The organism is Mucilaginibacter sp. Mucisp73 (assembly GCF_059491465.1).
Window position 1 is genome coordinate 2,883,295 of sequence record NZ_CP168507.1, and the last position, 17,507, is coordinate 2,900,801.

15 protein-coding genes and 1 riboswitch are annotated in these 17,507 nt (G+C 40.4%); of the genes, 7 read left to right on the forward strand and 8 right to left on the reverse strand.

Translation table 11 applies throughout. The features are described 5' to 3' along the window. Positions 1-86: 86 nt before the first annotated feature. Positions 87-653, forward strand: coding sequence for a DUF4199 domain-containing protein (locus ACEN82_RS12195; RefSeq protein WP_413317092.1), 567 nt, complete (start codon positions 87-89; stop codon positions 651-653). A gap of 172 nt (positions 654-825) precedes the next feature. On the opposite strand, the gene rseP is transcribed toward ACEN82_RS12195, so the two are convergent. The 6 genes from rseP to ACEN82_RS12225 form a co-directional block, all read right to left on the reverse strand. Then, positions 826-2,160: an RIP metalloprotease RseP gene (gene rseP / locus ACEN82_RS12200; protein ID WP_413317094.1), complete on the reverse strand. Its 1,335-nt coding sequence runs from the start codon at positions 2,158-2,160 to the stop codon at positions 826-828. Between the two features lie 19 nt (positions 2,161-2,179). Further along, entirely contained in the window at positions 2,180-3,367 is a 1,188-nt protein-coding gene (locus ACEN82_RS12205) for a 1-deoxy-D-xylulose-5-phosphate reductoisomerase (RefSeq protein ID WP_413317096.1), read from the reverse strand. Positions 3,368-3,373: 6 nt separating this feature from the next. Beyond that, positions 3,374-4,873 carry a GH3 auxin-responsive promoter family protein gene (locus tag ACEN82_RS12210; protein ID WP_413317098.1) on the reverse strand — a complete coding sequence of 500 codons (1,500 nt, stop codon included), beginning with the start codon at positions 4,871-4,873 and terminating at the stop codon, positions 3,374-3,376. Between the two features lie 2 nt (positions 4,874-4,875). Further along, positions 4,876-5,652: a glycerophosphoryl diester phosphodiesterase membrane domain-containing protein gene (locus tag ACEN82_RS12215; protein ID WP_413317100.1), complete on the reverse strand. Its 777-nt coding sequence runs from the start codon at positions 5,650-5,652 to the stop codon at positions 4,876-4,878. Between the two features lie 5 nt (positions 5,653-5,657). Beyond that, positions 5,658-6,626 (reverse strand): glycosyltransferase family 2 protein, encoded by a 969-nt coding sequence (locus ACEN82_RS12220; RefSeq protein ID WP_413317102.1) that lies wholly within the window; start codon positions 6,624-6,626, stop codon positions 5,658-5,660. A gap of 76 nt (positions 6,627-6,702) precedes the next feature. Then, entirely contained in the window at positions 6,703-7,653 is a 951-nt protein-coding gene (locus tag ACEN82_RS12225; protein WP_090525633.1) for a glycosyltransferase family 2 protein, read from the reverse strand. A gap of 217 nt (positions 7,654-7,870) precedes the next feature. Here ACEN82_RS12225 and ACEN82_RS12230 point away from each other — a divergent pair, with 217 nt between their 5' ends. From ACEN82_RS12230 to ACEN82_RS12255, 6 genes are all read left to right on the forward strand, one after another. Then, positions 7,871-10,474 (forward strand): M1 family metallopeptidase, encoded by a 2,604-nt coding sequence (locus ACEN82_RS12230; protein WP_413317105.1) that lies wholly within the window; start codon positions 7,871-7,873, stop codon positions 10,472-10,474. Between the two features lie 230 nt (positions 10,475-10,704). Continuing rightward, positions 10,705-12,630: a threonine--tRNA ligase gene (gene thrS / locus ACEN82_RS12235; RefSeq protein WP_274988683.1), complete on the forward strand. Its 1,926-nt coding sequence runs from the start codon at positions 10,705-10,707 to the stop codon at positions 12,628-12,630. Position 12,631: 1 nt separating this feature from the next. Beyond that, the gene (gene infC / locus ACEN82_RS12240) at positions 12,632-13,198 is read left to right on the forward strand and encodes a translation initiation factor IF-3 (RefSeq protein ID WP_090525629.1); all 567 of its coding nucleotides are present in this window, start codon (positions 12,632-12,634) and stop codon (positions 13,196-13,198) included. 148 nt (positions 13,199-13,346) lie between these two features. Beyond that, entirely contained in the window at positions 13,347-13,547 is a 201-nt protein-coding gene (gene rpmI, locus ACEN82_RS12245; RefSeq protein ID WP_090525627.1) for a 50S ribosomal protein L35, read from the forward strand. A gap of 81 nt (positions 13,548-13,628) precedes the next feature. Further along, positions 13,629-13,973, forward strand: a complete 345-nt coding sequence (rplT, locus tag ACEN82_RS12250; RefSeq protein ID WP_022829871.1) for a 50S ribosomal protein L20 — start codon at positions 13,629-13,631, stop codon at positions 13,971-13,973. 79 nt (positions 13,974-14,052) lie between these two features. After that, complete coding sequence (locus ACEN82_RS12255) at positions 14,053-15,126, forward strand: acyltransferase family protein (RefSeq protein ID WP_413317108.1); 1,074 nt, start codon at positions 14,053-14,055, stop codon at positions 15,124-15,126. 67 nt (positions 15,127-15,193) lie between these two features. Here the strand turns inward: ACEN82_RS12255 and ACEN82_RS12260 are convergent, their stop codons facing one another. Both ACEN82_RS12260 and ACEN82_RS12265 read right to left on the reverse strand, forming a co-directional pair. Beyond that, positions 15,194-15,928 (reverse strand): SRPBCC family protein, encoded by a 735-nt coding sequence (locus tag ACEN82_RS12260; protein WP_090525622.1) that lies wholly within the window; start codon positions 15,926-15,928, stop codon positions 15,194-15,196. Between the two features lie 65 nt (positions 15,929-15,993). Further along, positions 15,994-17,322 carry a serine hydrolase gene (locus ACEN82_RS12265; RefSeq protein WP_413317110.1) on the reverse strand — a complete coding sequence of 443 codons (1,329 nt, stop codon included), beginning with the start codon at positions 17,320-17,322 and terminating at the stop codon, positions 15,994-15,996. Then, positions 17,296-17,494, forward strand: a riboswitch (cobalamin riboswitch). It overlaps the preceding gene by 27 nt. Positions 17,495-17,507 lie beyond the last annotated feature (13 nt).

Below are 17,507 nucleotides of genomic sequence, written 5' to 3' on the forward strand. Positions count from 1 at the left end.
GCGTCTCTCAATTTGAAAATAAAGGTACAGATGATATAAATATTAAATATTTGGTTAATTTTAACCAAACACTAAACACTTGTATCATGGAAGTAAAAAAGGCGAGTCCATCGCAACCAGCCCTGAAGTGGGCGTTAATTAACCTGGTAACTTCAATAGTTATAACTTATGCATTTCAGTTTCTGGATATTGACCCCAACTCATCTCTTAAATACCTTAGCTTTTTGCCCTTTATCGCTTTTTTGCTGTTAACGCAAAAAGAATACAAAGATCAGCTTGGCGGATATATTACCTACGGAGAAGGCTTTTTATCCGGTTTTTTATATGCGATTTTTACAGGAGTTTTCGTTGCGGTATTCACTTATGTATATTATGCGATATTAAGTCCGGAAATGGTTAATAAGGCCCTAACTGCCTCACGCGCGCAAATGGAAGCAAAAGGAAATCTGTCGCAGGATCAAATAGACAATGCCTTAAGTATGGTAAGTAAATATTTTGCGGTTATAGCAACAGTAAGCGTTGTATTTATATACGCCATTTTTGGCGCTATAGTGAGTCTGATCTCGGCAGCGGTATTCAAAAATGAAAGATCACCTTTTGACACCGTTTCCGATAATTACGAAGATCCTAAACCTACTGATCCGGCCGTATAAAACAAGCTGAAAGCAGAATGCTCAAAGCTTAAAGCTAATTCTAATTTGTACAGCTATTCAATTGATTGATAAATTCATATAAAACAAGAAAGGCCTTTCAGTAGTTGAAAGACCTTTCTTGTTTTATATGCTTGGGAGGCATCTCTAACCTCCAATCACTAATCTCTAATCGCTATTTCTTCATTACCAGCTTCACAATATCGTTACCAAAAACAAATACCATCAGGGTAACTAAAATTACAAAGCCTACAATCTGGGCGCGTTCAAGGAACTTATCGCTCAATGGTTTGCCTTTAATCATTTCAATGATCAGGAATACCGCGTGACCTCCGTCAAGCGCCGGGATAGGCAAAAGGTTCATTAATGCCAATACCATCGAAAGAAAGCCTACCAATGTCCAAAAGTGGACCCAATCAACAGTACCACCAAACAGGTTGGCTATAGCTACCGGTCCGCTTACTGCTTTACCCGGGTTAACATCACCTCTGAAAATCTTGCCAATTCCTTTTGCGTTATCTCTGAAGGTTCCCCATGCGCGTTGAGCCCCTATAGGGAAAGCCTCGAAAAAACCATATTTTATAGTCTTGATATCCGGAAAGTCGCTTTTTGCACGGTAAAAGCCCAGCTTTCCTTCCGGTGTAACCTGTGCCTTCAGTGTAACCAATTCATGGTTACGTTTTATACCTAACTCAACCTGTTTGCCTTTGTTGGCAGATAGCTGAGCTTGTAACTCATCCCAAAATACAACCGGATGGTTGTTGGCCATCACAATGCTGTCGCCCTTTTTTAAACCTGCTTTTACAGCGTTACTGCCCGGCTCCAATGAATCAACAATGAACTTGGCACGGGGAAGGCGGCTAATAAAACCTTCAATGTCATGATCGTTTAAATCATTTAGGATGGTACGCGGGATGCTGATCTGCAAAGTTTGGGTGCCGCGTAATACGGTAAATACAGTATTATCCAATAATACCTGCGGGCTTGTAAGATCATCAAAACGTTCAAATGGTTTACCATTGATAGCAACAACCTTGTCACCAATTTGAAGGCCTATTTTTTTGCCGACTTCACCTGGTACAATACCGTATTTTGCTGCCGAATTAGGTATATAACTATCGCCAAAACGCATGGTTAGCACCCAAAATATCAGGATGCCCAGTATAACATTTACCGTAACACCACCAAGCATTACAATAAGGCGCTGCCAGGCTGGTTTTGAACGAAACTCCCAAGGTTGCGGCGGACCAGCCATTTGTTCTGTATCCATCGATTCATCAATCATACCGGCAATTTTAACATAGCCACCAAGTGGTAGCCAGCCAATACCATACTCAACGCCTTTATATGTAAATTTAAACAGGCTCACGTTCCAGGCATCAAAAAACAGGTAGAATTTTTCTACCTTAATGCCAAAGGCCCGTGCCGCCAGGAAATGCCCCAGTTCATGCAGGATTATCAAAATTGAAAGGCCCAGTATAAGCTGGCCCACCATGATCACTATACTCATTATCTATATCTATGTAATATTAAAACTGTAATGTTTTTGAAGGTAGTTGCTGTATATAATTTTGCGCAAAGATGCGTGTTTCTTTGTCAGTATTCAAATAATCGGTTAGGGTTGGCTTTGCAATAAAATTTATTTTCTGCATACATTCTTCAATGATGCCGCTCATAGTTAAAAAGCCAATTTTACGGTCAAGAAACCCGGCAACCGCTATTTCATTTGCCGCATTGATAATGCAAGGCATGTTACCTCCCTGTTTTAAAGCAGCGTACGCTAAGCTTAGATTACGGAAAGTTTCCATGTCTGGTTTTTCGAAAGTGAGGTTAGCGTAGTCAGCAAAGCTGAAACGTTTAAAATTCATTTCGATCCGGTTGGGATAGGTGAGGGCATATTGTATAGGCAGCTTCATATCGGGCAAACCCAATTGTGCCTTAATTGATCCATCCCTGAACTGTACCAGTGAGTGAATAATAGATTGCGGGTGAACTACAACTTCAATCTGATCTGCCTCGACATCAAATAGCCATTTGGCTTCAATAACCTCAAGGCCCTTGTTCATCAGGGATGCCGAATCGATAGTGATTTTTGCGCCCATTACCCAGTTTGGATGTTTAAGCGCGTCTTCGCGGGTAACGTTGGCTAAGAAATCAAGCCCACGGCCACGAAAAGGCCCGCCGGAAGCCGTGATGATTAGTTTTTCTACCGATTTATAATCCTCACCAACAAGACTTTGAAATATAGCTGAGTGTTCAGAATCTACCGGTAAAATTTGAACTTGATGTTGTTTCGCCAATGCTGTTATGATATCGCCGGCAACAACTAATGTTTCTTTGTTGGCAAGAGCAATGTCTTTACCCGCTTTAATAGCAGCAATTGTTGGTTCCAGACCGGCAAAGCCCACCATAGCAGTCAGCACAACTGCAATTTCGGAATGAATTACCGTATCAATGATAGCCTGGTGACCGGCAAGTACCTGTATGGGCAAATGCGCTAAAGCCTGTTTAACTTCCTGGTATTTGCTATGATCGCAGATAATGGCATATTCAGGCACAAACTCAATAGCCTGGCTGATGAGTAAATCGGCATTAGAATGTGCTGTGAGCAAAAACGCCCTGAATAAATTGCTGTTCCACCTTATTACATCAAGTGTTTGTGTACCGATGCTGCCTGTTGAGCCAAGGATGGCAATATTTTTTATCTGGTTACTCAAGTATCTTTATTTTATAAAACTCTTTAATCCTTCGGCAATCTTCCTGTCGTTTGATAGCCTTGGTACTTTGTTTTGCCCGCCAAGCTTGCCTTCCGAACGCATATAATTTATAAAAGCATCTTTTTGCAGGCTTTGGATCACCAAAGGTTGCAAAATGTTACCTTCAATCAGGTCAAAATAGTAAATATTTTTATTCTGCAGCGCCTTATCCACTTTTATGGCGAAAGCCTGAAGATTGTCAGGAGCTGTACCAAACTCAATAAACCATTCATGGTAAGGTAATTGCCCCGCTGCCGGGTTAACCTGGGGTGCAACGGTAAATTCAACTACGTCAATGCCTTCTTCTTTAGCCACACTCATTAATGCATGCTCCACTTCTTCGCCTATAACATGTTCGCCAAAGGCCGATATATAGTGCTTGATACGGCCGGTTACGACAATACGATACGGATCTTTCGAAATAAATTTAATCGTATCGCCTATACTATAGCCCCATAAACCAGCGCTGGTGTTCATGATGAGCGCGTAGTTTCTATTCAACTCTACATCTTTAATATTGATGCGGGTTGGGTTTTCATTAAAATACTCATCGGATGGGATAAACTCGTAAAAGATCCCCGAATCAACTAATAATAAAAGGCCTTTTTCTTTTTGTGAATCCTGGAACGCGATGAAGCCTTCGGATGCCGGGTAGGTTTCTATCGAATCGATCTTGAAACCGATACTTTCCTCAATACGGGCGCGGTAAGGCTCGTAATTAACTCCTCCATAAACGTAAAGCTTAAAGTTTGGGAAAATGTCTTTTATCTTTTTACCTCCTGCTTTGGCCGAAAGCCTGTCGAAATACATCTGGCACCATGGCGGGATCCCACTGATGAGGCGCATATCTTCATTAACAGTTTCGTCTACAATGGCGTCAACCTTTTGCTCCCAATCTTCAATGCAATTGGTTTCGTAGCTGGGCAAGCGTTTTTTTTGCAGATAAGCGGGAACATGATGCGCAACGATACCCGAAAGCCTGCCTGTTGAAATGCCATGCTTTTCGGCTAAAATGGGGCTGCCCTGCAAAAATATCAATTTGCCATCAACAAAATCAGAGTTACCGGTTTCGTGGATATAGCTTAGCAAAGCATTACGTGCCGCTTTGATATGCTCCGGCATGCTTTCTTTAGAAATGGGGATATATTTTACACCGGATGTTGTACCGGATGTTTTGGCGAGATAAGCAGGTTTCCCGGGCCATAGCACATCCTCCTCGCCATTAACCACTCGGTCGATATAGGGGCGAAGGTCTTCATAGTCATGTACAGGCACCAATCGCTTAAAATCCTCGTAGTTGTTGATCTTTTCAAACTGATGATCTTTACCAAAACTGGTGTCTTTGGCCGCATGCACCAGATCTGTAAATGCCTTTTGCTGAAATGCAACCGCGTTTTTACGAACCTTATTTAATTCCCGATTAACAAAGGCAGCAAATACTTTACTTAGTGCAGATTTAAATCCCATTTTTAATTGGTTTCAGATAGGTCATCATCCACATCAAGGTGGCTGTAAACCAGTTTACGGTAAGTAACCATAATGATCACCTGGGTAAAAGGAAAGCAAAGAATGAACCAGCAATAGAATGCAAGCCTGAATGCAAAACCATCTTTTTCCTGGTCAAAACCAAATAAGCCCATCGTAGCTACTACAGGTAGTAATACGGCAACCAGTATCAGTATAATTATAGCAAAAACGCCTAAAGTTTTGAAGAAATTATCCTTTGTGATCTCAAAGCTTTGACGCAATGATTCAATAGGTGATGAATCGTCATCAACAATGAAACAAATACAAAAGATGCACCTGAGGCTTACATAAAGAATAAACAGCAGCTCAATAACCTCAAAAATGCTGTCGTACCCAATGTTGCGTTTGGCCAATACGTATAAAAAAACCAAAGTAGCTACGAAGAACGCCGTTATTATACCTATGATCACGAAGTTGAAGGTCATTTTGAACGATGGCAAGATGTCTTTGAATTCAAATTCGTAATACTCTTTGTCGATAAGCGTGAGTATCAGTTTGTAAAAACTTAAACCGATAAAACACTGTACAATCATCTGTACAATTACAAAACCTATTTCAATAAAGCGGTCGTCATTATCAATGATAAATGCCTTTAAAAACTCAACAAATTCGTTTATAAACAACGATATGATAGAGTAAACCACCAGCGGTACAAAATTTCTTTTTAAAATATTCCATGCGGTTTTAATGGTCTCCGCTACAGAAAAGGGGTGGTACATATTGCTTATGATCTACTTAAAACTTTCCGCTTCCAAAAATCCTGTATAAATCCTAACCCGTAGGCAATAAGTTGTGTGAAGGCAGCTATAATGCTCAAAAATGCGATTTTTAACGATTTATTTTTCCACCAGGAATGGAAAAATATTAACAAAGTGAAAATCAACAGTATAAAATTACCTACAGGTGCTAATACAGAGCCAAATAGGTTTAGAATAATAGTAAGGATAACACCTACTGTAAAAGCAGCCGGGAAAAAATGAACCAGCTTTAACTCCTGCGGGAAAAATTTAGAAATATTGATGCGCGCCCTTCCGAAAAAGTGCAGCTGCTTATAAAACTGATAAAAGTTGGTTCGTCGTTTATGATAGACTATTGCATCTGGAATCAACCCAATTTTAAAGCCCAGCGAATGGATCCTAATGCTGTATTCTATATCCTCACCAAGACGGGTGATAATAAATCCGCCGGCTTTTTCCCAGGCCTGCCTCGAAACACCCATGTTAAAACTACGCGGGTGAAACTGCCCTATACCTTTTTTATTACCACGAATACCTCCGGTAGTAAAAGGGGAGGTCATTGAATAGCTTATGGCTTTTTGTGTAGGGGTAAAAGATTCATGTGCACCATCCGGGCCACCATAGGCATCAAGACAGTTTTTTGCCAATGAATCGTTTACAATTCGCAGGTAATTTGGGGGGATTAAACAATCCGAGTCAAAAATTACAAAATAATCGCCTTTGGCACGCTCAAAACCAAAGTTACGTGTAAAACCCTGGCCTTCATTCTGTTTTTTAAAATAACGCAGGTTAAGCTTATCGGTAAAGGTATTTACTATGGCTTCAGCATCATTTACAGAACCATCTTCAATAACTAAAACCTCAAAATTGCTATAGGTTTGCAATGTGAGGCTTTCCAGCAGTTCTTTAATCTCCTGCGGTCGGTTATATAAAGGAATGATGATGGAAAAAAACATGTTTTTAGAATAGATGTGAGATTTGAGATGTTAGATATGAGACAGGAGGCAAGTATTCAAAAAGTCTCAAATCTGATTAAATTGTTTCCTCAATTTGGTAATGGTTACGTTCGCTTGCGCTGCGTGAAACAAGCTCGGCAACAAAGCCTGTTAAAAACAATTGTGAGCCTAATATAATAGCAACTAAGGCTATATAAAACAGCGGACTCGTGGTTACATCCCTGTATTTTAGGTTGTGTGCTATATTGTAAAGCTTTTCCCAAATTATCCAAATGGCCATAATCAAACCCGTAAAAAAGCTCAATGTGCCCAGCGTACCAAAAAAATGCATCGGACGCTTGCCAAATTTACCTACAAAGAAAATTGAAAGCAGATCGAGAAAGCCGTTGATAAACCGGCTTAAGCCAAACTTGGTTTTGCCATATTTACGAGGACGGTGCTCAACAACCTGTTCGCCAATTTTGGTGAAGCCGGCCCATTTTGCCAGAACCGGGATATAACGGTGCATCTCGCCATAAATTTCAATGTTTTTAACTACAACATTCCGATAGGCTTTTAAACCGCAATTAAAATCATGCAGGTTATGGATGCCACTCATACGACGGGTTGCCGCGTTGAATAGTTTGGTAGGTATAGTTTTGCTCAATGGGTCGTGCCTTTTTGCTTTCCAGCCCGAAACAAGGTCGTATTTCTCTTCAGTTATCCGGCGGTAAAGTTCCGGGATCTCATCCGGACTATCCTGCAAATCGGCATCCATGGTGATTACCACATTCCCTTTAGCAGCGATAAAACCGGTGTTAAGGGCTGCGGATTTACCATAATTACGCCTGAATTTAATGCCTTTGATAAAAGGATTACCGGTTTGCAGCTTCCTGATCATTTCCCATGATCCGTCCTTGCTGCCATCGTCAACCAAAATTATCTCGTAAGTAAAACGGTTTTCGTCCATTACCCGGCTAATCCATGAGGTTAATTCGGGTAATGATTCTACTTCATCGTAAAGAGGTACTACAACTGATATATCCATTTATTAGGGCTGCGATCAACGACTGTATGTGCCGTAAATCATCCGCAAAAATATAAAAAATAGGGATTGATTTGCAACAATGTATCAACGGCCATTTTAGCAAAATAGTTTATTCGTAATTGTTATAAACAAATGAGCCTGATACTACGTAACCAAGCAATTACGTTTCAAGTCAAATATATTTTAATATCTTTCCCTCACAATTAAAACACAGTTAATGAAATTCTACAAAGCCGCGTTGTTATTGGTTTTAGGCATTTATGCCGGTGAAGTAAAAGCGCAAAATGCAGATCAGGTAGCACCCAAGTATGATCAGCACAAAGTATTTAACCCTATATTTTACCCCGAAAGGGGCGGTGAGTTCAGGACGGCCAGTGGTGCTCCAGGTCCAAAATACTGGCAAAACCGGGCCGATTATAAGCTTGATGTTACGCTTGATACCACTAAACACCGGGTAGAGGGCAGTACTTTAATTACTTACACCAATAACAGCCCGGATGCGCTTGGGTTTTTATGGCTCCAGGTAGATCAGAATATTTATAAAGAGGATTCACGTGCCGAATCTACAAGCAATGTTTCGGGTGGAAGGTTTGCAAATAAATCATATACAAAGGGTGCCGAAATAAAATCGGTTTATATCATCAACAAAGGCAAAACGCTGAAAGCCGATTACCTGATCACTGATACCCGTATGCAGATCAAGCTTAAAGATTCATTACGTGCAGCCGGGAGCAAATTGCAGATCAAGATTGAATACGGTTTTGATATTCCCGAATATGGTACCGACAGAATGGGCCGTCAGCATACTAAAAATGGCTGGATATATGAAATTGCGCAGTGGTACCCACGCATGGAAGTTTACGACGATGTAACCGGATGGAACACCATACCATATCTTGGTGCAAGCGAGTTTTACCTGGAGTACGGCAATTTTGATTATACTATTACCGCGCCTGCAAGTTTGGTTGTAGCAGGATCGGGCGAACTGCTTAACCCTGCTGAAGTATTATCACCTGCCTCGATAAACCGTTTGGCCGAAGCCCGTAAGAGTGATAAAACAGTTATCATTAAAGATTCGACTGATATTTTACGTAATAACGATTACCCGAAAAAGCCGACGCTTACCTGGCATTTTATGTGTAAAAACGCCCGTGATGTGGCCTGGGCTGCGTCAAAAGCATTTATCTGGGACGCCGCACGCATCAATTTGCCGAGTGGTAAAAAAGCTCTTGCACAATCAGTTTATCCAGTTGAGGCTAAAGGGAATAATTCGTACAGCCGCTCAACCGAATATGTTAAAGCCGCAATTGAACTATATAGTGATAAATGGTTTGAATATACCTATCCTGTAGCTACCAACGTGGCCGGTATAGTAGGAGGGATGGAGTACCCGGGTATCGTATTCTGTGGCTCAAATAATCAAAACGGGGGTTTGTGGGAGGTTACCAACCACGAGTTTGGCCATAACTGGTTCCCGATGATCGTCGGTTCAAATGAGCGTAAATACGCCTGGATGGACGAGGGTTTTAACACCTTTTTAAATAATGTTGATACCAAGGTATTTAACAAGGGTGAATATTATGAAAAGCCCGATCAGCAAAAAAGTGCCGCTTATTTATTTAGCCCAGGTGCTGAGGCTATTATGAATACACCCGATGTGATACAGGAGGATTTTTTAGCAGTTGCTGCTTATGAAAAACCGGCCTTAGGATTAACTATTTTACGCGAACAGATCTTAGGTGAAGAACGTTTTGATTATGCATTTAAAACCTATATCAAACGCTGGGCTTTTAAACATCCAACCCCCTGGGATTTTTTCCATACGATGGATAATGCCGCAGGTGAGGACCTGAGCTGGTTTTGGAACGAATGGTTTTTCACCACCTGGAAAGTTGATCAGGGTATCAAGGATATTTCATATCCTGATAATGATGCCACCAAAGGTGCTATGATCACCATTGTAAACCTGGAAGAAATGGCATTGCCGGTTACCATATCAATTAAAGAAGAGAACGGAAAAACCGGCATTGTAAAACTCCCGGCTGAGATCTGGCAGCGCGGCGATACCTGGACCTTCCCGTACAAATCGACCTCGAAAATTGCTTATGCAACCATCGATCCTGATCATAATTTACCTGATGTTAATCCCGAAAATAACTCATATAGCGGGCTGCCGATTCCACAAGGCACAACTGCAAGTACTGTAATCAAGGCGTATTTAGATGCCATTGGCGGTGCCGACAAACTAAAAAATATTCGTGATCTGCAAACATCGGCAGTTGGTAATATACAAGGCGCTGACGTGCAATTGGTAACCCGGTATAAAATGCCTGATAAGTACTACCAGGAAGCAATAGTACCCTCATATAACAACCTCGTTGTGTCGCATATAACACTTAATGGCGATAGCATAAAAGCAAGGCAGGTTAACAGGGATGTACAGCTTGATGATGCAGCTAAAAAAATGATCAAACTTAAAAGTCGCCCGTTTCCTGAACTTGATTATGAACGGATAAATCAAAATATAACGCTGCAGCCTATTTTAAGAGTGGTAAATAACGAGCTTGCCTACGAGGTTGATATCAACATAGGTACTGAAATTCATATCCATAATTATTACAGCCAAAAAACAGGGCTGAAGCTTAAACAAACCATTGAAGGAGCAAATGACCTGACTGTTGAGTTTGGTAACTACGAAGGAATAAACGGAGGTATTAAAATTCCGTTCTCTGTAAAAGCCATCCTGGTTGGGCAACCAATTGAATTTAAGGTTAAAGAAACATCTGTTAATTCAAATCCGTCGAACGAGGCTTTTAAGTAGGTTCAATACATAAACTGATGGGGCATCTTAATTTTCAATTTATATGAAAATGAAGACGCCCCATTTTATTTTCTATGGAGTGAGTCTGAAAATCCCTATTAAACAAAAATTTGAAACTGCTTTGATGTTAAATGCTATTTAAAATTCTATTTTTGTACCCACAAAATGAGGGTCACTTTGTAGGTGACCGTTTAAACGTAATTTTATAAAACTTTAAATCATAGTTGTAGATGATTAACATTACACTTCCCGATGGATCCGTTCGTCAGTATGACAAAGGGATCTCTTCCATGCAAATCGCACAGTCGATTTCCGAAGGATTAGCTCGTAACGTATTAGCGGCCGAAGTTGACGGTCAGGTTTGGGACGCAAGCCGCCCTATTGAGCAAGATGCGCACGTTAAATTATTAACCTGGAACGATGCCGATGGCAAGTCAACTTTCTGGCATTCATCGGCGCACTTAATGGCAGAGGCTTTGGAAGCGCTGTATCCGGGTACTAAATTCGGTATCGGCCCGGCAATTGAAACAGGTTTTTATTACGATGTTGACTTTGGCGACAAGGTTTTATCTTCTGACGAGTTTAAGCAGATAGAGGATAAAATGATTGAGCTTGCTAAAACCAAAGAGGAGTACATCCGTAAACCGGTGAGCAAGGCTGATGCTATTGAGTATTTTACTGAAAAAGGCGATGAGTATAAACTCGATCTGATTAAAGATTTGCCTGATGGTGCTATTACTTTTTATTCGCAAGGTAATTTTACAGATCTGTGCCGTGGACCTCACATCCCTAACACAGGCTTTATAAAAGCGGTTAAGTTGATGAGCCTTGCCGGTGCATACTGGCGCGGTGATGAAACCCGCAAGCAATTAACCCGTATTTACGGCGTTACATTCCCTAAAGCCAGCGAGCTTACCGAATATCTGCACATGATCGAAGAAGCTAAAAAGCGCGATCACCGCAAATTGGGTAAGGAACTGGAGCTGTTTGCTTTTTCGGAAAAGGTAGGTATGGGATTACCATTGTGGTTACCTAAAGGAACTGCATTGCGCGAACGTTTGGTAAATTTCTTGCAAAAAGCACAGGTAAAAGCAGGCTATGAACAGGTAATCACTCCTCATATTGGTCATAAGAACCTGTATGTAACATCAGGTCACTACGAAAAATATGGTGCCGATTCATTCCAGCCTATAAAGACTCCGCAGGAAGGGGAGGAGTTTTTCTTAAAACCGATGAACTGCCCTCACCATTGCGAAATCTACAAAACAAAACCGCGTTCATACAAAGACCTGCCGGTTCGTTTTGCTGAGTTTGGTACTGTGTACCGTTACGAGCAGAGCGGCGAGTTGCACGGTTTAACCCGTGTTCGTGGTTTTACTCAGGATGATGCCCACTTATTTTGCCGCCCGGACCAGGTAAAAGATGAGTTTAAAAAAGTAATTGACCTTGTATTGTATGTGTTTAAAGCTTTGGGCTTTGATAACTACATAGCACAGGTGTCGTTACGCGATCCGGAGAACCGCGCTAAATATATCGGCAGTGACGAAAACTGGGCATTGGCAGAGAATGCCATCATTGAGGCAGCAGCCGAAAAAGGCTTGCCTACCGTTGTTGAATACGGTGAGGCTGCGTTTTATGGCCCTAAGCTTGATTTTATGGTAAAAGATGCCCTTGGCCGTAAGTGGCAATTGGGTACTATCCAGGTTGATTATAACCTGCCCGAGCGTTTTGAACTGGAATATACCGGAAGCGATAACCAAAAACACCGCCCGGTAATGATCCACAGGGCTCCGTTTGGTTCGATGGAACGCTTTATAGCAGTATTAATCGAGCATTGTGCAGGCAATTTCCCGCTGTGGTTATCGCCCGAGCAGTTCATTATACTCCCCATATCAGAAAAATATGAAGAATATGCAAAAAAAGTTTCTGATATATTAAAAGATTCCGATATTTGCGGGCTAATCGACTTCAGGGACGAGAAAATAGGCAGAAAGATACGAGATGCTGAAGTCAAAAAAATCCCTTACATGCTGGTTGTGGGCGAAAAAGAAGCTGCCGAAGGCTTGGTTTCTGTACGTAAACATGGTACCGGTGATTTGGGAAGTATGAGCATAGAAGATTTTAAAGAACAGATAACTAAAGAAATAACAGTATAACTTGGCATTAAACAAACCTTTCAATAGAGGACCAAGGCTTCCTTTTAAGAAAAAAGAAGCCGAACATAACATAAACCAATTCATTAGGGCTCAGGAAGTTCGCCTTGTAGGTGACAACGTTGAGCAGGGAGTTTACTCATTAAGAGATGCCCTTGCAATAGCGCAGGAGCAGGAACTGGATTTGGTTGAAATATCTCCTAACGCCGTACCGCCGGTTTGTAAAGTAACGGACTATAACAAGTTCATTTACGAACAAAAGAAAAAGCTTAAAGAGATAAAAAGCAATGCCAAGCAAACGGTTATTAAGGAGATCCGTTTCGGACCGAATACTGATGACCATGACTTTGAGTTTAAATTAAAGCATGCCATTAAGTTTTTGGAAGCTGGCGAAAAGGTAAGGGCTTACGTACACTTTAAAGGTCGTGCCATTGTTTACAAAGAACAAGGCGAGATCTTACTACTTCGTTTTGCCCAGGCATTGGAAGAAGTAGGCAAAGTGGAGCAGTTACCAAAGCTTGAAGGAAAAAGGATGTTTTTAACCCTTGCACCTAAGGCGGCTAAAAAATAGATGTGAGACATTAGATTTGAGAAGTGAGATTAAAATTTGCAGACCAAATCGGAATAAAAAAGTAAAACACGAGGGGTGAGATGAAAAGATTAGAGAAGTAATATCTCAAATCTAACATCTCAAATCTCATATCCAAATAAATATAGTTATGCCAAAAATGAAAACCAATTCCAGTGCAAAAAAGCGCTTCAAGCTTACTGGAACAGGTAAAATCGCAAGAAAAAACGCATACAAAAGCCACATCTTAACCAAGATGTCGACAAAACGTAAGCGTGCCCTTGGTCAAACCAGCTTAGTATCTGATGCCGACATGGGTAACGTAAAACGTATGCTTTGTATCGGAAAGTAATTCACAAATTTTAAAACCAGGTATTAGAGTTTTAAGTCCGGCACACGAGATGCAGGCACTCACTACCAAAAAACACACAAGATGCCACGTTCAGTTAACGCAGTAGCGTCGAGAAGACGCAGGAAAAGGATCATGAACCTCGCCAAAGGTTATTGGGGTTCACGTAGCAAGGTATACACCATTGCAAAAAACACAGTTGAAAAAGGTTTACAGTACGCTTACCGCGACCGTAAAACCAAAAAGAGAGAGTTCAGGGCTTTATGGATCCAACGTATTAACGCTGGTGCCCGTCAGCACGGAATTTCTTACTCTCAGTTGATGGGTAAATTAGCCGCTAAAGAAATCGGTTTAAACCGTAAAGTATTGGCTGACTTAGCAATGAACAACCCAGACGCTTTCAAAGCAGTTGTTGATGCAGTAAAATAATATCGCATTCTAATGCATGAGAGAGGCCGCAATTTGCGGCCTTTTTTGTTTTAATTATTTGAGTGTCTATTTTTACGGTATGACATCAAACAAGGAGGGACAGCCTGTCTTATCCAGCTTATTGCGCAGTAACTATTATTACTCTTTAAATGGATTTCGCGGCATTTCAATTATCCTGGTTGTATTTTACCACCTTCAGTTATCTGATAATTATTTTTATACTACAATATTCAATGGTGGGTTGGGAGTAAACATTTTCTTTGTAATAAGTGGTTTTTTAATTACGAGCCTATGTTTAAAAGAAAAAGAAGTAACAGGTGGCTTATCGTTAAAAAAATTTTATATCAGGCGTTTTTTGCGAATATTTCCTTTAGCCTATTTATATATTGGAGTGGTGTTTTTATTAAACCATTTCTATAGTTTAAACATTTCCTGGATTCAATTTTTTGGCTCGGCATTATATCTAATGAATTTTAGCTATTTCCGCAGCCATGATTTCACTTATTACTTCAGTCATTATTGGTCGTTATCGGTTGAAGAACAATTTTATCTCCTTTTTCCTTTTATTTTAAAGATCAACAGAACTGCATTTTATTATATCATTATCAGCATTGTATTCGCATTGCCGCTATTGTGTACAGTGCAACAGTTTGTTCCGGTTTTGAATCGTGGCATTATTTACGGTTTTACTCACTATTTTATAAAGTTTCAATCAATTGGTGTCGGCTGTTTTTTTGCGTTGATGGCGTCCAAAGAAATTTTGAATGTAATTTGGCTCAAACAAACAAAGGCAGCCGGCAATATTTTGGCTATAATATTGATGTTTGGATTGCGCTTTGACGAATTTTATACCTTAAAATCACTGTACATAAACCTGGCGATTTCGGTAATTACCGGCTATTTAATTTTAAGCAATATCATACCCGCAAACGATTGGATTTTTAAGGTGTTAAACAATAAATTTCTATCATTTATTGGTATTCTATCTTATGGCATATACATATGGCAACAGTTATTTACCGGCCGGGATAGTAAAATGCTATTAAGCATATTTCCTAACAATGTATTGGGTTTGATTACTGTCCCTTTATTATCGTATTATCTTTATGAACGGCGTTTTCTAAAACTCAAATCAAAATTCACCCGTAAATGATGCTATTGTTGTAAGATATAAAGGCGCTCGCATTACCTGAGCGCCCTTGGATAAAGGTGTTATTTTTTTATTTGACGACAATTACTTCAACAAACTCATCCGGATCGTTATTGATATCCATATACTGTTTAAAGTTCTGAATATCTTTATCAACCATATTTTTGAATACCGGGTTTAGTATTTTGGCTATGCCTGCGCCTACACCGCCTGCCGGGGGCTGATAACTGATCACCACATCAACAATGGTACCTTGTCCGTCAACCGTATCCTGAAAACGAATTTTACCCGCATTATTAATCATCGAATCAGACAGCGAACTCCAGCCGATCACTTCATTGGGTTCGTCATGAACGATTTCGGCATGCCAGCTGATTGTAGCTACATTTTTGGGAAGCTTCAAAACCCAGTGTGAATATTTAGAGTCGATGACCTCCACACTTTCCAGGTGTTTCATAAAAAGGGGCAGGTTATCCAGCTTGCGCCAAAATTCATAAACCTTTTGCCGGGGTTTATTTACAATAAACGACGAACGAATATTTACATTTATGGGATTGGTGGATAGTTTACCAATACGTTTGTAAAGCTCACAATGCCCTGTGATGCCCCTGTTTAACAAATAGCCACCGGCACCTATTTTTACGATACTTGCAAACGGGTTTTTAAAAATATTTTTAAAACCTGAGAAACCGAGCTTCATACCACCTGCGATGGACGTAAAGCGTTCGGGCCAATTCAGGTTTATGCGGTCATCTCCATAAAGCACAGGGAAGTTGTCGGTATATTTTACTATTGTAGTTGCCATAGGTTTTTAAATAGTTATCGTTTTTAAAACACCTTTAGGGCTACTAAGTTTTCCAGAAGTGAATTTTATTGCTTTTTGCTATAAGTAAATTTAAATTTAGTTAAATGGGGCAGGTGTTTTTTAGGGCGCTTGAGTTCATATTGGTATATCACCTGGCCAAGGTTTTTCAGGAAAGGCAGGCATACCGTTGTGTACTCGTATTTATTATCGTTCAGTATCCCATCTTCATTTGATTGCACGACGGCACTGAGCATGAACTCAACATTGTTTTTAAAATCTACGATATATGCATTATCAATATCATAACCATAACTATCACCAACTTTATTAAAGATCCTGATGTCAGGGTTAATAACTGCTGTACTGTCTCCGCCATAGAACAAAAACTTGCAATAAGCCGGGAAATATTCGGGGCGGCGATAGGTGGGTTTGGTGTTTTCGGTGGGGAAGGTACTCATATAACGGTAAATGAAGCGATAGTCATCTATCGTTAAATTAAAGCGTTGCTTTTTAGGGAAAGTTTCAGGAAACAACAACCTTTTAAGCACCATTTGCTGATCGGCAAGAGAGTAAACATTCTTTTCAGAAAAGTCAAGAGGCTTGTTAACCAGCCGTTCGCTGCTATCTAAATAAGCTTTGCCCTGCAGCATGTTTTCCAGGTGCATCGGATAGTTTGAAGCATCATATAATACAGGTTTATGATAAACCAATGTATCGCCGTTATAAAAATTGATTGGATTGGTATGCCGGGTACTTTCTCCCGCATCGCCAATAGCCAGCCTGCCTACAATACGGGTGTTATTAAGGTGGTATTTTTTTAGCTTTTGATTGATCTCTGCCCGGCTAACAAATTCGTATAGCCGGTTGTATGCTTCATTATCACTCACCAGTAAGATCTTCTTAATATAGTTTTCGATAGAGGGAAGACCTGTTGCAGATGATGTATCCACCCGTACCTTGGTTTGGCCGGCAAATGAGCTATCGGTAATCATGACCGATTTACGACTTAAGCCTTTTATTTTTAACTCGTTAAGCTTTTCAAGCGCAAATATGGCCGTCGGAAGCTTTACTGTGCTTGCCGGATAAAAATAATGCTGCGTATTAAGACGATAACTGTATGAGGTAAAGTGAGGAATGTTGTTTTTATCCCTGTCTATCCGGGTATATAATATTTGCACCTCGTTTTGTGTAGGATGGTTCAGGATACCTGAAAATAATTCGGGATGTTCATGTAGCAAACCCTTCAGAAAAACGGTATCGGGTTGCTGGGCAAAACTGCCAAGCGCGCCCATAATCAATAATAAAATGCAGCAATATTTCATCATGATAAATATAGTTATGTAGTTTGAGGTTAACAGATACTTATTGTACTTTTGCAGCGCTTTAGGTTTCATTAAACTATTTTTTTAATGAATTAAAAGGGAATACGGTGTAAGTCCGTAACTGTCCCGCAGCTGTAAGCTCTGTAACCGTTGCCAAATCTATATAGCCACTTTCTGTAAACAGGAGGGAAGGCCAGGCAAAAGGGGAGCAAGTCAGAAGACCTGCCAAGGCATTATATGTTATTCATAGCTTTCGG